The sequence below is a fragment of the Wandonia haliotis genome (genome assembly GCF_039523435.1).
Taxonomy (GTDB): domain Bacteria; phylum Bacteroidota; class Bacteroidia; order Flavobacteriales_D; family Crocinitomicaceae; genus Wandonia; species Wandonia haliotis.
In genome coordinates, this window is record NZ_BAAAFH010000022.1 from 625,589 (window position 1) to 644,991 (window position 19,403).

The following is a 19,403-nucleotide window of genomic DNA, read 5'->3' on the forward strand; positions in this document are numbered from 1 at the left end:
AGCAAATCTAAAAAGGGATTCAACAAAACATCCTGCAAAGAAAAAGGTGTAGAAAAATCTACACCTCATCTATTTACTTTATTCACATCACAACAACTATCCATTTTTTGCTTTCATATACCGCTGCAACGCCCAGATAGGGAAAATGTTTCGGTAATTAATGTATCCGGTCGTACAATTCAGGTTAAATATTCCGGAAATATTTTGTTGCGGCCAGTCTCCCGTATCAATCTGACGATCTACGAGGAATTGAATTGCTTTTTCCACTTTATCATCAATCGGATAGCCCGCTTCAAACAAAGTTAATAAGGCCCAGGCTGTATTTACCACCTGACCATCCTCACTTTCAATGTATCGTTTTTCTGCACATGCCTGCCATACTTCTCCCCAACTGCCATCAGCTTTCTGAATCGAAAACAAACCATGACAAGCCTTGGTTACAGGATTTTCAGCATCATTCTCGTCATATTTTATGCCTCCTGCCTGAACCAGAGCTTCGACCCCAAACCAGGTTGCATACGTATAACAAACGGCCCAATTTGCATACCAAAGTCCATCATCCTGTTGGCGATCCATTATAAATTTCAGCCCCCTTGCAACTGCCTTGGAGATATCGTCTTTCCGATAAGACGGATTAAATTTTCTGTATGCCAATAATCCCTGAATAGTAGATGAACTGCATTCAGTATATGAATACTCAACCATAATATCTCCAAAAACACGGGAAGGGTTCATTTTTTCCAACCATTTCGGAGCGCGTGTCGGTTCGTAAGAAGCCCAACCGCCGTCTTTATTCTGACAGGAAAGAAGGAAGTCAACTGAATGTGTCAACTTTTTGATAATTTCCTGATCCGATGCAAGCCCCAGATTGTTTAACCCTAAAACGGTACGCATCCCTTGAGAAGTACAATCCGTTACCGGCCATCCATTTTCTTTTGTTGAAAACGGCCACCCACCCTTGGAAGGAAGACGATCAAAACGTTCTGTCTCCCATCGGTCTTCATCCAGGAAGGTATAGTTAACGAAGTGATCAATTTTCTTTAGTGCTGCTTTTATCTCCGGTGTACGATCCGGATCTTCCTGAAGTGCCTGTGCCATGAAACACGTATCCCAGAGTTGGGTTCCATTATACATGTTCATTTTGATTCCGTCTTCGCTTAACCAGATATAATCCTCCAGGCGCTCTCTATGCCTCTTAAATTCAGGTGATTCGCTCCCATCTATATAATATACAGCCAGCAAATTCAGGACTTTATTCACAGGTCCCAGATTCACACTGTCCGTATGCCGATCTTCTGCGTGAATACGATCAGCAACATTCTTGAGAGCTTTTTTCCGGAGGCCTTTCCAGGTTATTTTTTCAAGTACTCCCAGAACTCCTGCCAAAAACTTATACAATCCTTTTTCCGTATAGTAATCGTCAATCGGACAACAAGCTCTACGGGCTTTTTTCCAGTTTACCTGCTCATACTTTCCCGCGTATAACATATCCCGAAAAGCAAGCAGGTTATCATCTGTTTTTGTTAATTTTCTACCATATACATACGACATAGGAAGATAAACCATCCGTGTATGATTCCAGTAATTCCCCGGATAAAATGGTAACCATTTTGGTAACAACCATAACTCCGGCATCAAGGGGTCCATTCCTTTCCAGTCATACAACCCAATAGCAGCAAGATAGAACTTTCCCCATGAAGGAACACCTGTAACACCACCATTCGCATGAATCCATGCAATTGCTTTCTGTACGGGTTCACTATGTATATCCTGTCCGCCAACAACCAATCCAGCAAGATTTACCGCTGTGCCGAACATGGAAGAGTCTCCTTCAATATGTAGTCCCCATCCTCCATCCGGATTCTGGTGATTCAGTAGATAACGTCTCATCAATACCAGGCGTGCTTCGTCCGGCATTGAATCGGAACAATACGTTGCTATGAGTAATCCTGGGAGTAAAAAATGAGGTCCTCCTGACTCTCCGCACCAGTTCCCGTCTTCCTGCTGAATGGAAAGAAAATAGTTAAGCCCGTTATCCAAGGCTTCATCGGCTGTTTCCGGTTTCTTTCCAACGGGTCGGGCATATTTATCTCTGTAGAGATTATCCTGAGCGTTCGGGTTTCCGGATTTGTCCCAGATGAACTCTTCATCCATCTTTTTCCAGAGTTCCTCATCACTTTTTGTACCCGCTATTTCCTGTGCTTTTTCTTTATTGAAAAACCACAATTGACGACCATTGGTATTCGTAAATGTCCACGCTTCTTTTAGAGACTGCCCCATAGCAATTCCTGTTCTAGTTTATAACTCTTGCTCTTCTGATTATACCTCCTCTAAAAGAGGGGATTGATGCTTTCTTTACTTCACTCGACGTAACATTACATCTCCCAGGTACTCTAACCTTTCTTTATTCTCTTCACTTATTGTGGTAGAACGTAGACGTCCCAGTGCCTTATCGTGTAATTCTTCCATCTTATTCAGACACAACTGAGGCAGATTCATTTCTGTAAACAACGCTTTGAATTGTTCTATTTTAGATGCTTCATTTGTCTCGTTAAACAAGGTTTCTATTTGTTGTTTTTGCTCAGGTGTTGCCATTTTTATAGCATTCGTCAACAAGAATGTTTTCTTGTTCAGCAAAATGTCTCCTCCCACTTTCTTTCCGAATGTTTTAGGGTCTCCGAATGCATCCAGGTAATCATCCATAATCTGGAATGCGAGTCCTGTGTATAAACCAAAATCATATAATTTTTGACGATCATCTTCTGACGCTCCACCGATAACTCCTCCAATTTCCATAGAAGCACCAAACAGAACAGATGTCTTCAAACGGATCATTTCCATGTATTCTTCCGGAGTAACTTCGTCCATTGTTTCGAAGTTCATATCATACTGCTGCCCCTCCATTACTTCGATAGCCATTTTACTGAAAACAGCCAGCAAATCAGCCGCTTTATCTTCGTTGCCCAATGTCAACAGGTTATACGAATGGGGTAGCATAGCATCACCAGTGACAATCGCTTTGTTTACACCAAACTTTTCGTGCACGGTTACCTGACCGCGACGTACTTTCGCCTCGTCCATAATATCGTCATGAACAAGCGTGAAATTATGGAATACTTCGATAGCGATAGCCGCATTTAAAGCCTTCTCATACTTTTCATCATACGACATATAACTCATCAATACCATAATCGGGCGCAATCGCTTCCCGTCCAATGTCATAATATGATGAGCCGAGTCAGTAAGGTTTGACGGAAAATTCTTCAGCGAATATTGCTCAAGGTAATTTTCAATAATTTCTTTATAGTTGTTCAAATCGATTTTGTTCATTGTTTCCATTTCCTAAAATTTATAAATTACCTCAACATCTAATCCTTTAAGCGCTTTTTCAGTCGCTTCCCAATCCTTTGTAAAACCAAGCATAAATCCTCCTCCTCCGGAGCCACATATTTTCAGGAAATAATCCCCGTTATTCAGTCCGCCTTTTACTGCATCTTTAAATTGATCCGGGATGAGGTAATGCATTTCTTTCAATTGAAATTGTACCAGATTGTCCAAATTTGTATAAAGCTCTCCTGCTTTATTATCTAAAAAAGACTGAATACTCCCATTAGTAAATTGTACCAACTCCCGATCCATTCGCTCTCGAAACCCCTGATCTTCACAAGAGGTTTTAAAGCGATTCACAAGACCTGAAGTACTTCTGCTGAGACCTGTATTCAGAAGAAATACGACATTTTTCCCTTCCGGATTAAATGCCGGAATTTTAACTGGTGCTACATCATGTGTATTTTTGAATAGAAGAGGCTGGTTCAAAAGAATACTCAACGGGTCAATACCCGAGCTGGAACCATGAAAGTAAGACTCCATCTGGCTCAATGTTTTTTTGAGTACAGATATCTTCTCTTTCGTCAGGTTCTTCAATTCGGATTTGAACTCATGTGCTTTGTCCAGATAACGCAGAAATATAGCTGCAACGATAGCTCCGGAACTCCCCAGTCCAAATCCCTGTGGGATGTTACTCTCGAAAAAGAGACCGTCTTCCAATTCCTTCTTAAACTTCTTTACATTCAGCGCAAAATTCTCGTCCATGTGATTTTCGAGAATATGATGACAGAAATTGGTTAGGCTTAAGTTAGACGACTGTATGGAAGGATCTGTAAGTCCGTCTTTACAGAATGTGAACTTTCCTGAAAAACGATCATACGGTATTGTAAGAGCCATGCTGTTATACATCAGGCTATACTCTCCGAACATCAAAACTTTTGAGTTAAGGGTATCCATTTTCGGCAATTTATTTTACTGAAACCGGTCCTGTTCCTTGTTTGTCAAAAATGACCTTTTTATACGTATCCTGTAAATCATTCATGATAAAGCTTTCTACTTTATCCTTGTATTGTTCCGGATAAAGGACATGTACATTAGGTCCTGCATCCAGGGTGAAACAAACAGGTATTCCTGTTTCACGACGGTATTCTAACAATCGTTCGATTGCCAGTAATGTACCTGGTTTCATCAACAGATAATAATCCACTGATGTCATCATCATAGCGTGCAATGTCAGTGCTTCCGATTCTGCAATATGAATAAATTCCGCATAATCCCCGTTCTTCAAAACCTCAGCTAATCGTGCTGTACGTTCGTTTGCCTGTAAAAAACGCTGATCAGCATATTGATGATTATTCATCAATGAATGTCCTGCGCTGGAAGAAACCTTTTTCGGCTCATCTTCTACAATCAGAATCGCATCGTACATATTTGAAAAATTCGCATGAATCTCCGTAACCGGAATTGCAAATTCATCCGATGAACCGGGAATCAATGTGTTTTTACCCCATTCTGCCCAGTTTGCAAACATAGAACGTGAAGCACTTCCTGATCCTAAACGGGCAAGATTGGAAGCTACATGGTAAAATTCCTGATCCAGTTCTTTATTCTCCAGGCGATAGGTAGCTTCGTACAGAGAAAGTGCAATAGCACCGAACGCTGATGCCGAAGAAGCTATTCCAGCAGAATGCGGGAAACTGTTTTCGGAATCAATACGTACAGCATAATCGGTAAGAAATGGAAAAAAGCGTGCATTATCCTGCATGTATTTTGCCACACGTTCCGAAAATTTTTCATTTTTCTGTCCCTCGAAAAAATAGTCCAGTTCTACAGGAGAAACGGTTTCTTTTTTCTGCAAAGCCAGTTTAACTTCCGTATAAGAGTTCGAAAGCGTCAGACTCAAAGATGAGTTACAGGGAATCTGATTCTCTCTTTTTCCCCAGTATTTTACAATTGCAATATTGGATGGACATTGCCATGTCAGAGCCAATTGCGTTTCACGTTTTTCTGTTGTTGATTGCATTTGATTGGTTTCTTTCTTCTTTTATCTAAAAATCAATTCACGATACGTAAACATGGTATCATATCCTTTTTCAAGGAAGTACGCTCTTGCTTGCTCTTCTTCCCGAAAAGTCGCAAGAAAAAAATCTCCTCCCCAGGCTCCCAGTGATTTAATCTCAAACGGATAGTCAGAAAAACGCTCTTGTTTTAGCGTTTGCATTCCCAGAATTTCCGATAATAGATTTTCACTTTCCGACAACGATTTCTCAAAGTCGCTAATGGTTTCTGCACGTAGAGATTGAGTTATAATTTCCTGAATCTGTTTTACATCTTCAGGTGCTGTTTCTCTCTTGTTAAATCGTTTAATCTCGTTGCGAGAATTCTGTTTATTCCCACTGTAAACAAACAAAAAATTACTTGTAACGGATTCCGGCAGTTCTACTTCCTGTGTTTTTCTTCCCGCAACCTCATAAAGAATTGGTTGCACAGCAGTTGCACAGGCTATGTCATACCCTGAACCTCCAAACGTCTCCTCTAAAATCCTATATGGATTAACACCTGACCACTGCGCCAGTAAACTGACTAATGTAGAACTGGACCCCAGTCCCCACTGCAGGTTAAAATCAGACTGAGCTTTAAATCGTAATCCGGTTTCAAATAATTCCGGCTTCTCCTTTCGGATGACATTTAGCAAATTCACTAACACCTCTGACTTTTCCTGATCAGAAGTCTCAATACTATTAAATGCCGTATCCAGACGGGTTGTAAACCATACATCATTCAATTCAAAGCTTTTCCACTCCACACCTGGCTCCGAAATCTCTTCAACCTGAAGCGTTTGTCCGTAGTGTAGAGGAATAGCTAAACATGGCGCTCCTTTGAGCACCATGTATTCTCCGAACAGCATCAATTTCCCAGATGCTCTGTATGTCTTCGTTTCTGTAACTATCATATATTCATGCAACCTGCGTCCTGTACCATTCGGAGTTCTTCTACGAATTTCCGCACTCCCGAAACCGATACACTTCGGTCTTTAAAATATTCTACCACACGGTCTTTTTCAGAATTACACACATCCAACTGTTTCATAATATTGAACAGGTGCATTTTCATGTGTCCCTGCTGAATTCCGGTAGTCACTAATGACTTAACGGCTCCAAAATTATTAGCCAGACCAGCTGCTGCTGCAATCCCCATTAGTTCACGGGCATCTGGATTTCCCAGCATAGCCATGGAAAGTTTAACCAAAGGATGCAGATTTGTCAATCCTCCGACAACCCCCAATGCAATAGGTAAATGCAATGTAAATGTGAATTTATCTCCATCTATCTGACAATCGGTAAGGGATGAATACCCTCCATTCATAGATGCATACGCATGCCCACAAGCTTCAACCGCGCGAAAATCGTTTCCACTCGCCAAAACCACAGCATCTATACCGTTGTAAATCCCTTTATTATGTGTTGTCGCTCTGTACGGGTCAATTTGTGCAATACGAACTGCTGTTCGGAAGCGACGGGCAAAATCAGCACCATCCGTACCCGGCACAAGGTTGTCAAACTCTTTTACCTCGCATTCCACCCAACATTTTACCATACAGTTTGGCGTAAGGTTAGATAAAATACACATAACTATTTCAAGACCTTCCCCTGAAAACTCAGATTGAGAAGCATACCATCTCTTGAAAAGATCCGCAAAGCGCTCCAGACAAGAATTAACAAAGTTGGCTCCCATCGAATCCTTTGTTTCGAAAGTTACAAACAACTGCATCAGTCCTTCTTCCTGATCACTAAAGTCTTTCAGCTCAATATCAAGAACACCTCCACCACGCTTACGCATGTTTTCGGTAATATCCTCCGTTCCTGAAATCAGGTAATGTTTTAATTCGTCAAATCGTTGTATCAACGTCTCTTTATCATCTTTCCAGATAAAATGAACCTGTCCCACTTTTTGGGTATCAACGATCTCAGCGTGAAAACCACCTCTTGAGAACCAAAATTTAGCGGCATTTGAAGCAGCAGCAACTACCGAACTTTCTTCAATTACCATTGGTACTACATACGGTTTCCCGTTAATCATAAAATTAGGTGCAACGCTGTAGGGAAGATGAAAATTAGAAATAGAATTCTCACTGAATTCACTAATCATTTCCTGAATAACTTCATCCGGATGCTCAAAACTTTTAAACCCTTCGATAGCTTCATCGCTGTTATCAAACAGCCCGCCAATCACCTCTAACTTCTCCTCTCTCGTAAGCTTTGAAAAACCATTTAACAAACTCGCTCTATTATTCATCTTCTCTTATTTATCTAACTACGCTCTTCTATTAGTCCCTTCGCTATCACAAAGGTACGTCATTTAATCCACTATTATTTACCCGCATCCGTGTCCAAAACAGCGGGTTTTCCTTCTTCTTTCAGTATGGGACGGATAATCCCAACTGCTTTGTTCAACAATCGAAACTGTTTCGCCGGGCGTAAAACAAAATCTACAGGATGCTGCATAGCAACCCGAAAAAAGTGTTTCAGTAAAAACTGTTTATCCCGGTTCATTCCTGCAAGAATAGAAAGAGGTCCTGAAGACTTTTCCCCACCCGCATTCAAATATTCGAAACAAGCCATCTTCAGATCTTCGTCAATCATCACCTGATAAAGTGCATTCGCAAGAATATTAATTGTCTCAACTCCTCTTGATCGATTCAAATAGTATGCATTTACTGCATCTGCTGTTTTCTTTTTATCAGAAAAATCAACTCCGTCCAACTTTGAATTCAGTGTGATAATATCCGAAAAGACAGCTGTCATCCCTCCACCTGTTAATGGGTGACGCATATTCAGAATATCTCCCAAAAGAGCGACCCCGTCCTTATGCCTTGCCTGCGCCTTCATCTTATGATTTGGCATAACCTGTAACGGATCATTCTCCAAAGCCGTAACAAAAGGTTGTTGCATTCCTTCAGGTAACAACGGTGTGACTTCCTTTTTCAGGGATTCTTTCAATTTCTCTCCTAAACGGGGTGGTTTTGTCCCTGGGTAATCAATAAGAATTCTCCATTCGTTATCATTGATCGGATAAACCAAAACCGGTGAATCTCCCGAAACGATCATATGACCATGACTTTCTTTCAACGGTTGAACATCCTTCAAGACTAACCCCATGAAGTAGCTACTCACTTCCTTATTCGGAACACTTAATTTTTCACGAAATAACGACAATGGTCCATCACATACCACTGTTAACGGCGCATGTGCTTCAACCTGATTCCCGGTAGATTTGTCCGTGTATTTCACTCCTGTCACACGCCCACCGGATTCTATTGTATCTGTGACATCTCCTTCAACAAGAGTGACATTCTCAAGGTTCTGCAGCTCTGTGCGAATAGTTGTCAGGAATTTCCCATTTCTCAACCCCAAACCATAAGCAGCAGACCCTGCATCTTTGTATTCAATCGAGAAGTTACGATCTCCTTTGATTAAGGTGTAGCCATACACGGGTTGTGCTCCGAAGCCTTCCGTAAGGTAATCCAGCTTTAATGCTTTTAACGACTCCAAACCTCCGGGTTGCAATAATTCTCCGATAATACGATCCGGTTCAGACAAATCCCTCTCAACAACAAGTATTTTCCGCCCTGTATCTTTTTGAGAACATGCAAAAACACCTCCTGCCACGCCGGCTCCAACTACTATGATATCATACTCCGACTGCATTGCGTTGTTCAATTTTATTTATAATGTCTTTAATCGTTTTATCTCCGCTTCTATTGTAGAGCTTTTCTAAAAAAGTTCTAAATTCTGACTCCGTCGCCTGAAAGTCCATGTCTGACATAAAATAGCGCGCTGTTTTCCCTTTTCGGATCTTTACATTTTTAATCAGAACATCCTGATTACCATAAAGTTCAAATAGAGTAGCGATTGCCATTAACTGAGGTATTGCACAAAAGCGGAAAACATCATAATTTTTCAGGGCACTCATGTAGTTTAAACAGTGAGGAACATGCTGAAGCGCATTTACAACCAAACTATTTAATACTTCCATCCCCTGCTTTTCATTTTTCTGCAAGTCAGCAGGATCAGACACTACTTTATTCCAGGCTGCTTTTGGCCAGAAAAGACGATCACCGTCAAGATCTTCTGCAAAATCCCGAATTATATTCGTTTTCTGCAACAACAACCCCATATGATTGGAAAGTGCTTCATCTTTCAAACGCGCATCATCTTCTATTCCGGATGCAATAAATAACTGGCTCAAACCAATCCCTACCAACCCGGCAACGTAATAACAATAGTCATCCCAGTCTTCATACGAATCAACTTCTCCTACAAAGTATTTATTCATCCCAAACGCCATGCGTTCTGTGATATCCGTGATAACTACCTTGTACTTTTCTTCCAGCTGATGATATTCACGAAGCACTTTATCAAAATGCTTCATCAAATCTCTGTAATCCTGGGTATCTCCTACATTATCCAGTGTAAATGCTTCCTGATTCATTCTGGAAGCAAATGTATTTAACCACTCAACTTTCTGTTTGTGATCAATTTTCATATCATCTTCAACCGTATCCAAACCGCGAAGAATCAGATAAAATAAACAGACCGGTTTCCGAAGCTCTTCAGGTAATTGTTGAATTACTACAGAAAATGAACGGGAAACTTTTTTTAGTGCTTCAAAACAAAACTCATCATCCGACATATCCGGAGCCATCGTATCCAAACGTTCTTCTGAAGGTCGAAAGTCTTTAAACTTCCGCTTCATTTGAAACAAATACGTTAGCTCAGACGGGTGAACTGAATAATATAATAATCTTTCCAGCATAGAAAAGTTTTGCTGTAAGACGGGCACCTACCTTATAAGTTACACCCCATTTCATTTTTTTAAAATTTTAACACGCCACACCCAGTATTGAATCTACTTCTAACACCAAATCAGATCATTTCGTTATTTTTGCAAAAAAAGCCATGTTGAAATTTATTGTTTACATTTTCCCTATTGCATTCTTCTTCTATTCATGTTCGCCCGACAGTGAAAGTATTGAAGCTGCTATTCTCTCCGGAGATTACAGTATTTATGAGATGTTGGAAAAATGTGATTGCAATGCATTAGAAAAACAGCAAGCAGGAACTACCGAAACTTACATGAAAGCAGGCACCCCTTTTACCGGAACCTGTTACAGAAACTATCCCAGCACAGAACTTGTAATGGAGGAGAAACAATTATTCAAAGGTAAACTCTACGGATACAATTTTATCTATGACATGGAAGGCAACCTCATGACCAAGACACTATACAAAGATGGAATTTTGCTCAATCCAACAGCCGACAACGCTATTACTTGCTCTTGCAGTGAATTAACTGATTATAGAGACACACTGAACGGACAAGATTTCAAACTGTATCAAAATGAATTCTTCACCGGAGTCTGCTATAATTACTATCCTGACTCCACACTTTCTCTTTCAGCAGAATATCGTGCCGGTGTAAAACATGGGAAAGTAACATTTTACAACAAACTAGGAGAAGTAATCGTTAGTGAGTTATACGAAGAAGGAACACGGACCGAACAGCAATAAACACCGGAAACATTCGATTAACACTTCCCTGTGGAAACATCAGGAAGCTAGTTCCTATTATTTCTTCATTTACCTGTTATCTTCGTAAGATTAAGAATTTCTGTAAATGGCAAAAAAGAACAAACTTGTAACCAAGGAAGATGAAAGACAAGAGAAAAAAGCAGCTAAAAGCAGCTCTAAACTTTCTATTCCTTCGTTTAAGGGCGGAAATTTCTTAAAAGGCAAACTGAATAAGAATAAAACACGGAACATTCTTGGTGCTGTTTTCTTACTATTTTCTGTTTATTTTCTTCTGGCCTGTATCTCCTATTTTTTCACCTGGCAGGCAGACCAGGACCGTGTAATTGGCAAGAGCCTCTGGGAGTTTCTATTTGAAGAAAATGCGGATCCTGTAGAAAACTGGCTGGGGAAATTTGGTGCATGGATTTCGCACCTCTTCATTTATCGCTGGTTTGGTGTCTCCTCCATGCTTTTCTCTTTTGTGGCATTGGTAATAGGGTCAAAATTGTTACTCAGACTTCATATTATGAAGATCAGTAAAATGCTGGCCATTTCATCTATCAGCATTGTATGGTTCAGTATTTTTCTTGGTTTTTTTGCTGCTCACATCTCCAATTTAGGAGGAACTTTTGGTTACGAGATTAATGAATGGCTCAAACTCAACCTTGGAGGGTTCGGTGCCTTCTTATTTGTTGCCATTACCGGATTTATTGGATTCGTCATTCTCTTCAACCCCAACATACAGGCCTTTATGGTTCGACTAAAAGGAGAAGCTTCAGAAGAAACTGCATCTAAAACAGAGGAAGAACATATTAATGCAAACGAATACGAGGCTGTAAACACGATCCGGGAGGAAGATATTACAGAAGAAAAACCCTCAGCAACTATTGATCTTACTGAAGAAGAGGAAGAAGAAATGACCGAGGAAGAAGAGGAAGCCTTTGAAACTCTGGAAATCATTTCTACCGGGGAAACAGAAAAGCAAACAGACACCACTTCTAACAACAAAGAGAAAGAGAATGACCTGAGTGATGATGAAGATTTTTCGGTTGAGATCGCAGAAACGGAAGAAGAACTAACAGATAAAGAAATTAACCGGAAAGTGGAAGAGTTCGGAGAGTATGATCCGACACTCGAATTGTCCAGCTATAAGCTCCCCCCAATTGACCTGATGAAGGATTATGGAGGAAAGCAAATTAACGTTGACAAATCAGAACTTGAGAACAATAAAAACAGGATTGTTGAAACACTCGGAAATTACAATATTGAGATTTCCAAGATCAAGGCCACTGTAGGACCTACAGTTACTTTGTACGAAATTATCCCTGCTCCGGGAGTACGTATTTCGAAGATTAAAAATCTGGAAGATGATATTGCTTTGAGTCTTGCTGCTCTCGGAATACGTATTATTGCTCCTATTCCCGGAAAAGGAACGATAGGAATTGAAGTTCCTAATTCAAAACCTGAGATGGTTTCCATGCGCTCATTGATTTCTTCCGAGAAATTCCAGAATGCAGATATGGAGCTTCCTGTTGTGATGGGAAAAACCATTACCAACGAAACTATGGTTTTCGATCTTACAAAAATGCCTCACCTTCTGGTTGCAGGAGCTACTGGTCAGGGTAAATCTGTCGGGTTGAATGCCATCATGATTTCCATACTCTACAAAAAACACCCCGCTCAGGTAAAGTTTGTTCTTGTCGATCCTAAAAAAGTTGAATTAACACTATACAACAAAATAGAACGACATTTCCTGGCTAAACTTCCGGGAGAGGAAGATGCAATTATTACGGATACCAGTAAGGTAGTAGCTACGCTAAATTCACTTTGTATTGAGATGGACGATCGCTATGAACTGTTAAAAGAAGCGCATGTACGTAATATCAAGGAATACAATCAGAAGTTCATCAACCGGAAACTGAACCCCGAAAAAGGACACCGGTATATGCCATACATTGTTGTTCTTATTGATGAGTTTGCCGATCTGATTATGACAGCAGGGAAAGAAGTTGAACATCCTATTGCGCGACTAGCTCAGCTTGCACGAGCCATTGGTATTCACCTTATTGTCGCAACGCAACGTCCTTCGGTGAATGTTATCACCGGTATGATCAAAGCCAACTTCCCAGCAAGGATTGCTTTCCGTGTTCTTTCTAAAATTGACTCGCGGACCATTCTTGATGGCTCCGGAGCTGATCAATTGATCGGACGGGGAGACATGCTTATCTCGACTGGAAATGACCTTACCCGTCTTCAGTGTGGTTTTGTAGACACACCGGAAGTGGATGAGGTTTGTGATTTCATCGGAAACCAACGTGCCTATCCAAGTGCTTACGAACTACCTGAGTATGTTGGCGAAGGAGGAGATTCCGCAGATGTGGACATGGATGATCTGGATTCGATGTTTGTTGAAGGAGCCCGCGTTATAGTAACCCACCAACAAGGATCTGCCAGTTTATTACAACGTAAACTCAAATTAGGTTATAACCGTGCAGGAAGAATTGTAGATCAACTTGAAGCCCATGGAATAATAGGGCCTTTCAAAGGTTCTAAAGCACGGGAAGTACTGGTTCAGGATGAAATACAACTGGAAGAGTTGCTAAAATCGAAAGGACTTTTGTAATTTTGGCATGGTTTATGCGTAACTAGCATTAAAATAATGAACATCATGAGATTTTTAGTAGTATTTTTTTTATTGGCCACAACGCCATTCTTTGCTCAGGATAAATCACAATCCATCCTGAATGATTTGAGTAAAAAGATCAAATCTTACAAATCCTTTTATGTAGATTTTAAAGCAACCATAAAGAACACGGATACCGGGATCAATGAAAACACTACCGGAAAAGGATGGGTACAGGGTGATAAATTCCATACCGTTTACGGAGAAAACACGATCATTTCAAACGGAATTAAATTGTGGGTTGTTTCCAAAGAAGATAAAGCTGTTTATATTTCTTCTGCCGGAGATGAAGATGAAGAATCATTAAACCCTAAAAAGTTAATGAGTATTTGGGAAAATGGTTTCTCCAGTAAATACGTTAAGCAGGAAGGAAGTAATCACGTTATTAATTTGTACCCGAAAGATCCGGGGAAAAGTGAATATCACACGATTATCCTGAAGGTCTCTACTTCAAATGATCTGAAATCCGTTCAGGTTAAAATGAAAGACGGAACTGCAATGACTTATGAAATGGTAAAATTTGACGGAAATATTGATATTCCGGCTTCAAAGTTTGTTTTTGACAAACGCAACTACCCGGGTTATCAGGAAGTAGATAATTAAAAAACTATACTAATTTGTGAAAAGAGGGGGCAGCCCCTCTTTTTTGGTTTCCAAAGGTTTTAGACGTGTTTTTTTAACAAGTGATTCGAATTAATCTCTAAATTAGCGACAAATTCAACACAATTTTCATGATATGTTAACCATCGGGAAAATAACAGAAGACATTATTAATCGTTCACCTTTTTTGCGAGAAGCCATCACTGAAGAACTCATTAATATTTCTGCATTAGCCAGGAAGCTAAAGCCCGAAATAGAGGAGTTGATGAAAAAGGAAGTAAAAGAAGGTGCCATTGTTATGGCAATTAAACGAATGTCTCCCGGTTCATATCACAAAATCAACATGAAAATTCGCCACATGATGGGCGAATTGGGTGACTTCCTGGTTCGTAGTGATCTGGAAGATTACACGTACCAGAATTCAGATAATCTGAAAAATAAACAGATAGAGCTTATGCGCAAACTATCTGAAAAACAAGACACATTTTTCACCGTATGCCATGGTGTTACAGAAACTACCTATATAACAAGTAGTGTTGCCGCTCCCTTATTTAAGGAAATTTTCGCCGGAGAAAGTCTGCGGGCTCACATTGCAAATTTGGCTTCTGTCACCATAAAACTTCCTACAACCAATAAGGATATATCAGGTGTTTATTATTACATTCTGAAACACCTCGCATGGGAAGGGATTAATATTGTAGAGATCGTATCTACCGCAAACGAGTTTTCAATTATTGTTGACACCAACGATATTGATTTGACTTTCTCGGTTCTGATGCGCCTGAAAAAAGGTATTTAAGAGTCTACCTCAAAAAGAAACAGCCTTCACGTAACATTTTTTAGTTATCATGAAGGCTGTTTTTTTATTTCCTCTTCGTTTTATTTATTCTCCAGCAATTCTGTAAGAATCTTTCCTGTTGTTCCTCCGGGCTTTGTCAGCCCCAACAAAATAGCCAAAGTAGGTGTAATATCAGTGATTTCAACTTCTCTGTACACATTGGTTGAAGAAATTCCTTTTCCGAAGAAAATCAAAGGAACCTGCGTATCATAATTAAATGCAGAACCGTGACTTGTTCCCTGTTTACTCGCAAAGGAATCTTCCTTTACCCCCAGGTATCCCGGTTCCAAAGTAAAAAGAACATCCCCTGCTTCAGCCGGGTGGAATCCTTTTGCAATGCGAACGGACCAGTCATGTACAAAATTATTATTCATCAATTCAGAAGAAGTGTATGCCTGTTTAACATGTTCATAAGCAGCTACTTCGTCCCGAACAAATGTAACCACCTCCTGTTTATCAAAACCATTAGCCCGAATAAGACTATCATTTAGGTATATGGAATAATTATATACATCTGAGACAATATCTTTCCCAAACTTTTCTTCTGCTTTCTTTTTAATCTGTTCAATAAATGGTTTGTAAAAGAAATATCCGGCAGCCATTTTGTGATCAATCAGGTATTGAGGAATAGGTTCTACCGCATGATCTGCTGTCAGAAATAACAGATACTCTCCTTTGCCAACCGACTCATCCAGAAAACGCAGTAAGTCTGCGATATCCCTGTCCAGACGAATCATAACATCCTGCATTTCTTTTGAATACGGACCGTATGAATGGCCTATTATATCCGGAGAAGAGTAACTAACCGCTAAAAAGTCGGTTACTTCATCTTTTCCCAATTCCTCGCTAACTATTCCTTTTTTTGCAAAATCCGTCAGGAAAGTGTTAGCAAACGGTGTTTGTACAAATATCCTGGTTAAGCTTTCGCCTTTCTTAACCGCTTTTTTTAAATCGTATGGAAACACAGGTTTATCTCCTGTCACAGCGCGTTCAAAAGCATAATCATCTTCTCTGCTTTCCAAATAAGTTGAGATCGGTTTTACCGTTTCCCAGCTCTCTGGGAAATATGTTTGAGCTGCATTTTCTTTATTAAACGTGGCTACCCACTCCGGAAGTTTTGCTCTGTAATAAGTTCCTGTCATAAAACCACCATTGGAATAATCATACCAATATGCTCCGTCAGGATGATGTCCCCCGGGCAGAATCGCACCACGATTTTTTATTGATACGGAAAGAATTTTAGCACGACTATCGGTCAACTTAATCTGATCGGTGATCGTATTTGCTTTGAGGCGGGCAGGAGAGAAATTCCCTTCCGTTTTTTCTGATGATCCTACCGGCAAACTTGTTACATCCTCCACACAATTCACTCTTTTCTGTTCAGCCTTACTAAACCAGGTGTTTGCTACAATCCCATGATTTGCGGGAGTTGTCCCGGTATAAATAGAAGCGTGCCCCGGTCCCGTAAAGGTTGGAACGTAATTGTAATGGCAATTCTGGTAATTTACTCCTTCTTTCATCAAACGAACAAATCCGTCCTCCCCATAATGATGAGCAAACCGATACAGGTAATCCGCTCTCATTTGATCGACAACTACTCCTACAATCAATTTAGGAGCTTTCTTCTGTCCCCATCCCGCCAGTGATGACAGAATACAAATTAATACTAACCAACCCGTTTTAACCATTTCCAAGTGTTTTAAAATATTCTTTGAGGTACTTATCATTTACTGTTCCGGGAGTAAAAACTTCCAGTAGTACAGGGCGGTTATTTTCAACCGGTCTGTATAGTTCTGCAATATTTAATTCCAGTTCTTCTTCTGAAGAAGCTGATAAATAGGTTATATCAAATGCTTTACAAATATATTCAGCAGAGTATGCATGCTGTGTAACGAAGTAGTCATCTAATTGTGCAGTTGTATCCGGACCGGGAATAATTCTAAATATACCTCCTCCTCCATTGTGAATAACAATTATGCGAAGATTTGTCGTTAAGAACTGATTCCATAGTGCATTTGAATCGTAGAAAAATGAAATGTCACCTACTACAAGTGTGTGAGCTGATTTTGTATCTGCATAGGCAGCTCCTGCCGCTGTACTGACACAGCCATCAATTCCACTGGTTCCTCTATTACTTCTATAGGTAACAAATCGTAGCGGATCAAACAATTGTGCATAACGCACGACTGAACTATTCCCCAAATGTAATACGCTTTTTTCGGGAATAGAATCATGAACAATCTCCATTACTTTTAAATCACAGAATGATAACTCACTCAGACACGCATTATGTAGGTCTATTGCTTTATAATCTGCCATTTTCCACTTATTTCCAAACCCTGATGTAACCTTCACTTCCAATCCGGCTGTAAATTGTTCCAGAAAGTCCACAGGTGAAACGGGAATTGACTGTGTCAGGTGTTTGTAGGTATCCATAAATGGCATATCCTCTCCTATTCGCCAGTGTTTTAGATTTGCTGATCGCAGAAAAGCTTTAATTTTTTTTGAAACGACAGCACCTCCAAAAGTAATTAACAGGTCAGGAAGATATTCTTCTTTTTCTGCTTCAATAATAGCAAGTGTCCTGTCTATGCAATGGACAGCTCTTTGATGAACAATATTGGACGTGTTTTCAACCAACACAGCCGTATCATCATCGTTTAACAGAGCATCCAGTAAGGTTATAAATCGCGGATCACGATCCTGCTGTCCGACAATAATCATTTTCCGTTTTGCTTGCTTCCACTGTTCCCGTAACGACGATATTACGGCATCACTCAAGTATTTTTTCACCTCTGGAAAATGAATGGATTCTCTTTCCCGGATAGTTTCAACTTTTTGCGCGTACAAAGGCTCTTCAAACGGTATATTAATATGAACAGGACCCTTCACAGAAAGATTAACAGCTGTTTCTACTTCTCTGTGATACAACCACTCCTGAGTTTCCGTAGCAGGTTCCACAGGCAAACTCACCTGATAGTCAATAAAATTGGAATACACTCCTGCCTGACGGATAGTTTGCCCGTCTCCCTGATCGATCCACTCCAGGGGTCTGTCAGCAGAAATCACCAAAAAAGGAATTCGTTGATAAAATGCCTCAGCCACAGCGGGAGCATAATTCAGTAAAGCACTTCCGCTCGTACATATAACAGGTACCGGCCTTCCGGTCTGTTGAGCAATTCCCAATGCAAAGAAGGCAGCGCTTCGCTCATCCGGTAATGAAATCGTTTTAAACTTTCCAGAACCAACTATACCTACCACTAATGGAGCATTTCTTGAACCCGGAGAAAAAACAATATCTGTTACACCGTGCCTCAATAGTGAGTGAACCAGAATCTGAACTCCCGTTTTTACGGTACTATCTTTCATGTTTACTTAAAAATTGTCCCAGCGTATTTGCTTTCCGAACGGTTTCTTCCCATTCCTTGCCCGGAACAGAATCTTTTGTGATCCCACCGCCTACATACAAATCTACTGAATCGATATAACACTCCATACAACGTAAGTTTACGAAAAGATTAAACTTCTCTCTTCCTACTCTTCCTATAAATCCGGTATATAGTTTTCGTTGATGTTTTTCATATTTCCTGTACAAAGCACGAGCTTCTTCTAGTGGAATACCACATACTGCCGGGGTAGGATGAAGTCGACGGATAAATGGTTCCAGACGACCATCCTTTAGCACGAATTGAAAGCGAGTACACAAGTGTTTAACCGGTCCTGCAAATCGTTCTTCTACTTCTGACTGTTGCAATAAACTTCCCTCTTCCTGTATCGCTTCCAGGATATATTTCTCCACGTACGCCTGCTCTTCTCTTTCCTTTTCCGTCCAGTCTTCCGTCGTATTTGCAGGCAATGTACCTGCAAGTGCCATAGAATTAAAATGATCTACTGAACTAGCCAATAGAGTTTCAGGAGTTGCTCCCAACCACGTTCCCCATTGCCCGGAAACAAGAATATAAACTAATGTGTTCGGGTACGCTTCTTCCAACGCGTCGAAAACTTCCAGAATTCCGGTTGCATCCCAATGACGTCGGTCAATTCTGGAAAATACTGTTTTCTGAATGTCCCCCTCCATCTCCTTCAAAACTTCCGCTAAAGCAATACTATAATCTTCCTGTGAAACAGCAATCTGATCGCTTTTATTTTTCAATTGAGGATGGAAACCTTCTCGCTCAATCTTTACCTCAGAAACGAAAGCAAAAACCTCCTTACCATCATCTGTAGAGACAACAAATCGTCCGGTTTGATCTAACACATTTTGAAGTGTGGTTTTCTCCCAACGTCCTAAAAAATACTGTACAGATTCTCCGGGAAAGCGATATATAAGATACTCGTCCATGTCACACACAAAATTAACAAAGAATACGAGAGTTTGTTGCAG

The 19,403-nt window shown here is 40.3% G+C and carries 15 protein-coding genes; 4 read left to right on the forward strand and 11 right to left on the reverse strand.

Going from position 1 to position 19,403, the window contains the following annotated elements; genetic code table 11:
- Nucleotides 1-96 precede the first annotated feature (96 nt).
- The 8 genes from ABDZ97_RS15545 to ABDZ97_RS15580 all read right to left on the reverse strand — a co-directional run bounded on the left by ABDZ97_RS15545 (nt 97) and on the right by ABDZ97_RS15580 (nt 10,083).
- Nucleotides 97-2,280, reverse strand: a complete 2,184-nt coding sequence (locus tag ABDZ97_RS15545; RefSeq protein WP_343789853.1) for a terpene cyclase/mutase family protein — start codon at nt 2,278-2,280, stop codon at nt 97-99.
- Between the two features lie 75 nt (nt 2,281-2,355).
- Entirely contained in the window at nt 2,356-3,339 is a 984-nt protein-coding gene (locus ABDZ97_RS15550) for a polyprenyl synthetase family protein (RefSeq protein WP_343789856.1), read from the reverse strand.
- 3 nt (nt 3,340-3,342) lie between these two features.
- On the reverse strand, nt 3,343-4,284 hold the full coding sequence (locus tag ABDZ97_RS15555) for a mevalonate kinase family protein (RefSeq protein ID WP_343789859.1): 942 nt from the start codon (nt 4,282-4,284) through the stop codon (nt 3,343-3,345).
- A gap of 10 nt (nt 4,285-4,294) precedes the next feature.
- Complete coding sequence (locus ABDZ97_RS15560) at nt 4,295-5,350, reverse strand: diphosphomevalonate decarboxylase (protein ID WP_343789862.1); 1,056 nt, start codon at nt 5,348-5,350, stop codon at nt 4,295-4,297.
- A 21-nt stretch (nt 5,351-5,371) separates the two neighbouring features.
- Nucleotides 5,372-6,280 carry a GYDIA family GHMP kinase gene (locus ABDZ97_RS15565; RefSeq protein WP_343789865.1) on the reverse strand — a complete coding sequence of 303 codons (909 nt, stop codon included), beginning with the start codon at nt 6,278-6,280 and terminating at the stop codon, nt 5,372-5,374.
- Nucleotides 6,277-7,623, reverse strand: coding sequence for a hydroxymethylglutaryl-CoA reductase, degradative (locus tag ABDZ97_RS15570; RefSeq protein WP_343789868.1), 1,347 nt, complete (start codon nt 7,621-7,623; stop codon nt 6,277-6,279). Before ABDZ97_RS15570 ends, ABDZ97_RS15565 begins: the two co-directional genes overlap by 4 nt.
- A gap of 74 nt (nt 7,624-7,697) precedes the next feature.
- Complete coding sequence (locus ABDZ97_RS15575) at nt 7,698-9,035, reverse strand: FAD-dependent monooxygenase (protein ID WP_343789872.1); 1,338 nt, start codon at nt 9,033-9,035, stop codon at nt 7,698-7,700.
- A complete protein-coding gene (locus ABDZ97_RS15580) occupies nt 9,019-10,083 on the reverse strand; it encodes a squalene synthase (protein WP_343789875.1) in 1,065 nt (354 codons plus the stop codon). The genes ABDZ97_RS15575 and ABDZ97_RS15580 overlap by 17 nt, the downstream gene beginning before the upstream one ends.
- Before the next feature lie 203 nt (nt 10,084-10,286).
- Between ABDZ97_RS15580 and ABDZ97_RS15585 the strand changes: the two genes are divergently transcribed.
- From ABDZ97_RS15585 to ABDZ97_RS15600, 4 genes are all read left to right on the forward strand, one after another.
- Entirely contained in the window at nt 10,287-10,898 is a 612-nt protein-coding gene (locus ABDZ97_RS15585) for a toxin-antitoxin system YwqK family antitoxin (RefSeq protein ID WP_343789878.1), read from the forward strand.
- Nucleotides 10,899-11,004: 106 nt separating this feature from the next.
- A complete protein-coding gene (locus ABDZ97_RS15590; protein ID WP_343789881.1) occupies nt 11,005-13,521 on the forward strand; it encodes an FtsK/SpoIIIE family DNA translocase in 2,517 nt (838 codons plus the stop codon).
- A gap of 45 nt (nt 13,522-13,566) precedes the next feature.
- Nucleotides 13,567-14,184: an outer membrane lipoprotein periplasmic chaperone LolA1 gene (gene lolA1 / locus ABDZ97_RS15595; RefSeq protein WP_343789884.1), complete on the forward strand. Its 618-nt coding sequence runs from the start codon at nt 13,567-13,569 to the stop codon at nt 14,182-14,184.
- A gap of 133 nt (nt 14,185-14,317) precedes the next feature.
- Complete coding sequence (locus tag ABDZ97_RS15600; RefSeq protein ID WP_343789887.1) at nt 14,318-14,980, forward strand: aspartate kinase; 663 nt, start codon at nt 14,318-14,320, stop codon at nt 14,978-14,980.
- 80 nt (nt 14,981-15,060) lie between these two features.
- Here ABDZ97_RS15600 and pafA read toward each other — a convergent pair whose 3' ends face one another.
- The 3 genes from pafA to ABDZ97_RS15615 are packed head-to-tail and all read right to left on the reverse strand — an operon-like array spanning nt 15,061 to nt 19,361.
- On the reverse strand, nt 15,061-16,707 hold the full coding sequence (gene pafA / locus ABDZ97_RS15605) for an alkaline phosphatase PafA (protein ID WP_343789890.1): 1,647 nt from the start codon (nt 16,705-16,707) through the stop codon (nt 15,061-15,063).
- Nucleotides 16,700-18,388 carry a 2-succinyl-5-enolpyruvyl-6-hydroxy-3-cyclohexene-1-carboxylic-acid synthase gene (gene menD / locus ABDZ97_RS15610; protein WP_343789893.1) on the reverse strand — a complete coding sequence of 563 codons (1,689 nt, stop codon included), beginning with the start codon at nt 18,386-18,388 and terminating at the stop codon, nt 16,700-16,702. The genes pafA and menD overlap by 8 nt, the downstream gene beginning before the upstream one ends.
- Entirely contained in the window at nt 18,378-19,361 is a 984-nt protein-coding gene (locus tag ABDZ97_RS15615) for a chorismate-binding protein (protein WP_343789896.1), read from the reverse strand. The genes menD and ABDZ97_RS15615 overlap by 11 nt, the downstream gene beginning before the upstream one ends.
- Between the last annotated feature and the right edge of the window lie 42 nt (nt 19,362-19,403).

Coding starts and splice junctions, on each gene's coding strand:
- menD (WP_343789893.1), bottom strand. CDS start 18,388: ATGAAAGATAGTACCGTAAAAACGGGAGTTCAGATTCTGGTTCACTCA.
- ABDZ97_RS15580 (WP_343789875.1), bottom strand. CDS start 10,083: ATGAAGCGGAAGTTTAAAGACTTTCGACCTTCAGAAGAACGTTTGGAT.
- pafA (WP_343789890.1), bottom strand. CDS start 16,707: ATGGTTAAAACGGGTTGGTTAGTATTAATTTGTATTCTGTCATCACTG.
- ABDZ97_RS15565 (WP_343789865.1), bottom strand. CDS start 6,280: ATGATAGTTACAGAAACGAAGACATACAGAGCATCTGGGAAATTGATG.
- ABDZ97_RS15575 (WP_343789872.1), bottom strand. CDS start 9,035: ATGCAGTCGGAGTATGATATCATAGTAGTTGGAGCCGGCGTGGCAGGA.
- ABDZ97_RS15550 (WP_343789856.1), bottom strand. CDS start 3,339: ATGGAAACAATGAACAAAATCGATTTGAACAACTATAAAGAAATTATT.
- ABDZ97_RS15560 (WP_343789862.1), bottom strand. CDS start 5,350: ATGCAATCAACAACAGAAAAACGTGAAACGCAATTGGCTCTGACATGG.
- ABDZ97_RS15570 (WP_343789868.1), bottom strand. CDS start 7,623: ATGAATAATAGAGCGAGTTTGTTAAATGGTTTTTCAAAGCTTACGAGA.
- ABDZ97_RS15590 (WP_343789881.1), top strand. CDS start 11,005: ATGGCAAAAAAGAACAAACTTGTAACCAAGGAAGATGAAAGACAAGAG.
- ABDZ97_RS15600 (WP_343789887.1), top strand. CDS start 14,318: ATGTTAACCATCGGGAAAATAACAGAAGACATTATTAATCGTTCACCT.
- ABDZ97_RS15555 (WP_343789859.1), bottom strand. CDS start 4,284: ATGGATACCCTTAACTCAAAAGTTTTGATGTTCGGAGAGTATAGCCTG.
- lolA1 (WP_343789884.1), top strand. CDS start 13,567: ATGAGATTTTTAGTAGTATTTTTTTTATTGGCCACAACGCCATTCTTT.
- ABDZ97_RS15585 (WP_343789878.1), top strand. CDS start 10,287: ATGTTGAAATTTATTGTTTACATTTTCCCTATTGCATTCTTCTTCTAT.
- ABDZ97_RS15545 (WP_343789853.1), bottom strand. CDS start 2,280: ATGGGGCAGTCTCTAAAAGAAGCGTGGACATTTACGAATACCAATGGT.
- ABDZ97_RS15615 (WP_343789896.1), bottom strand. CDS start 19,361: ATGGACGAGTATCTTATATATCGCTTTCCCGGAGAATCTGTACAGTAT.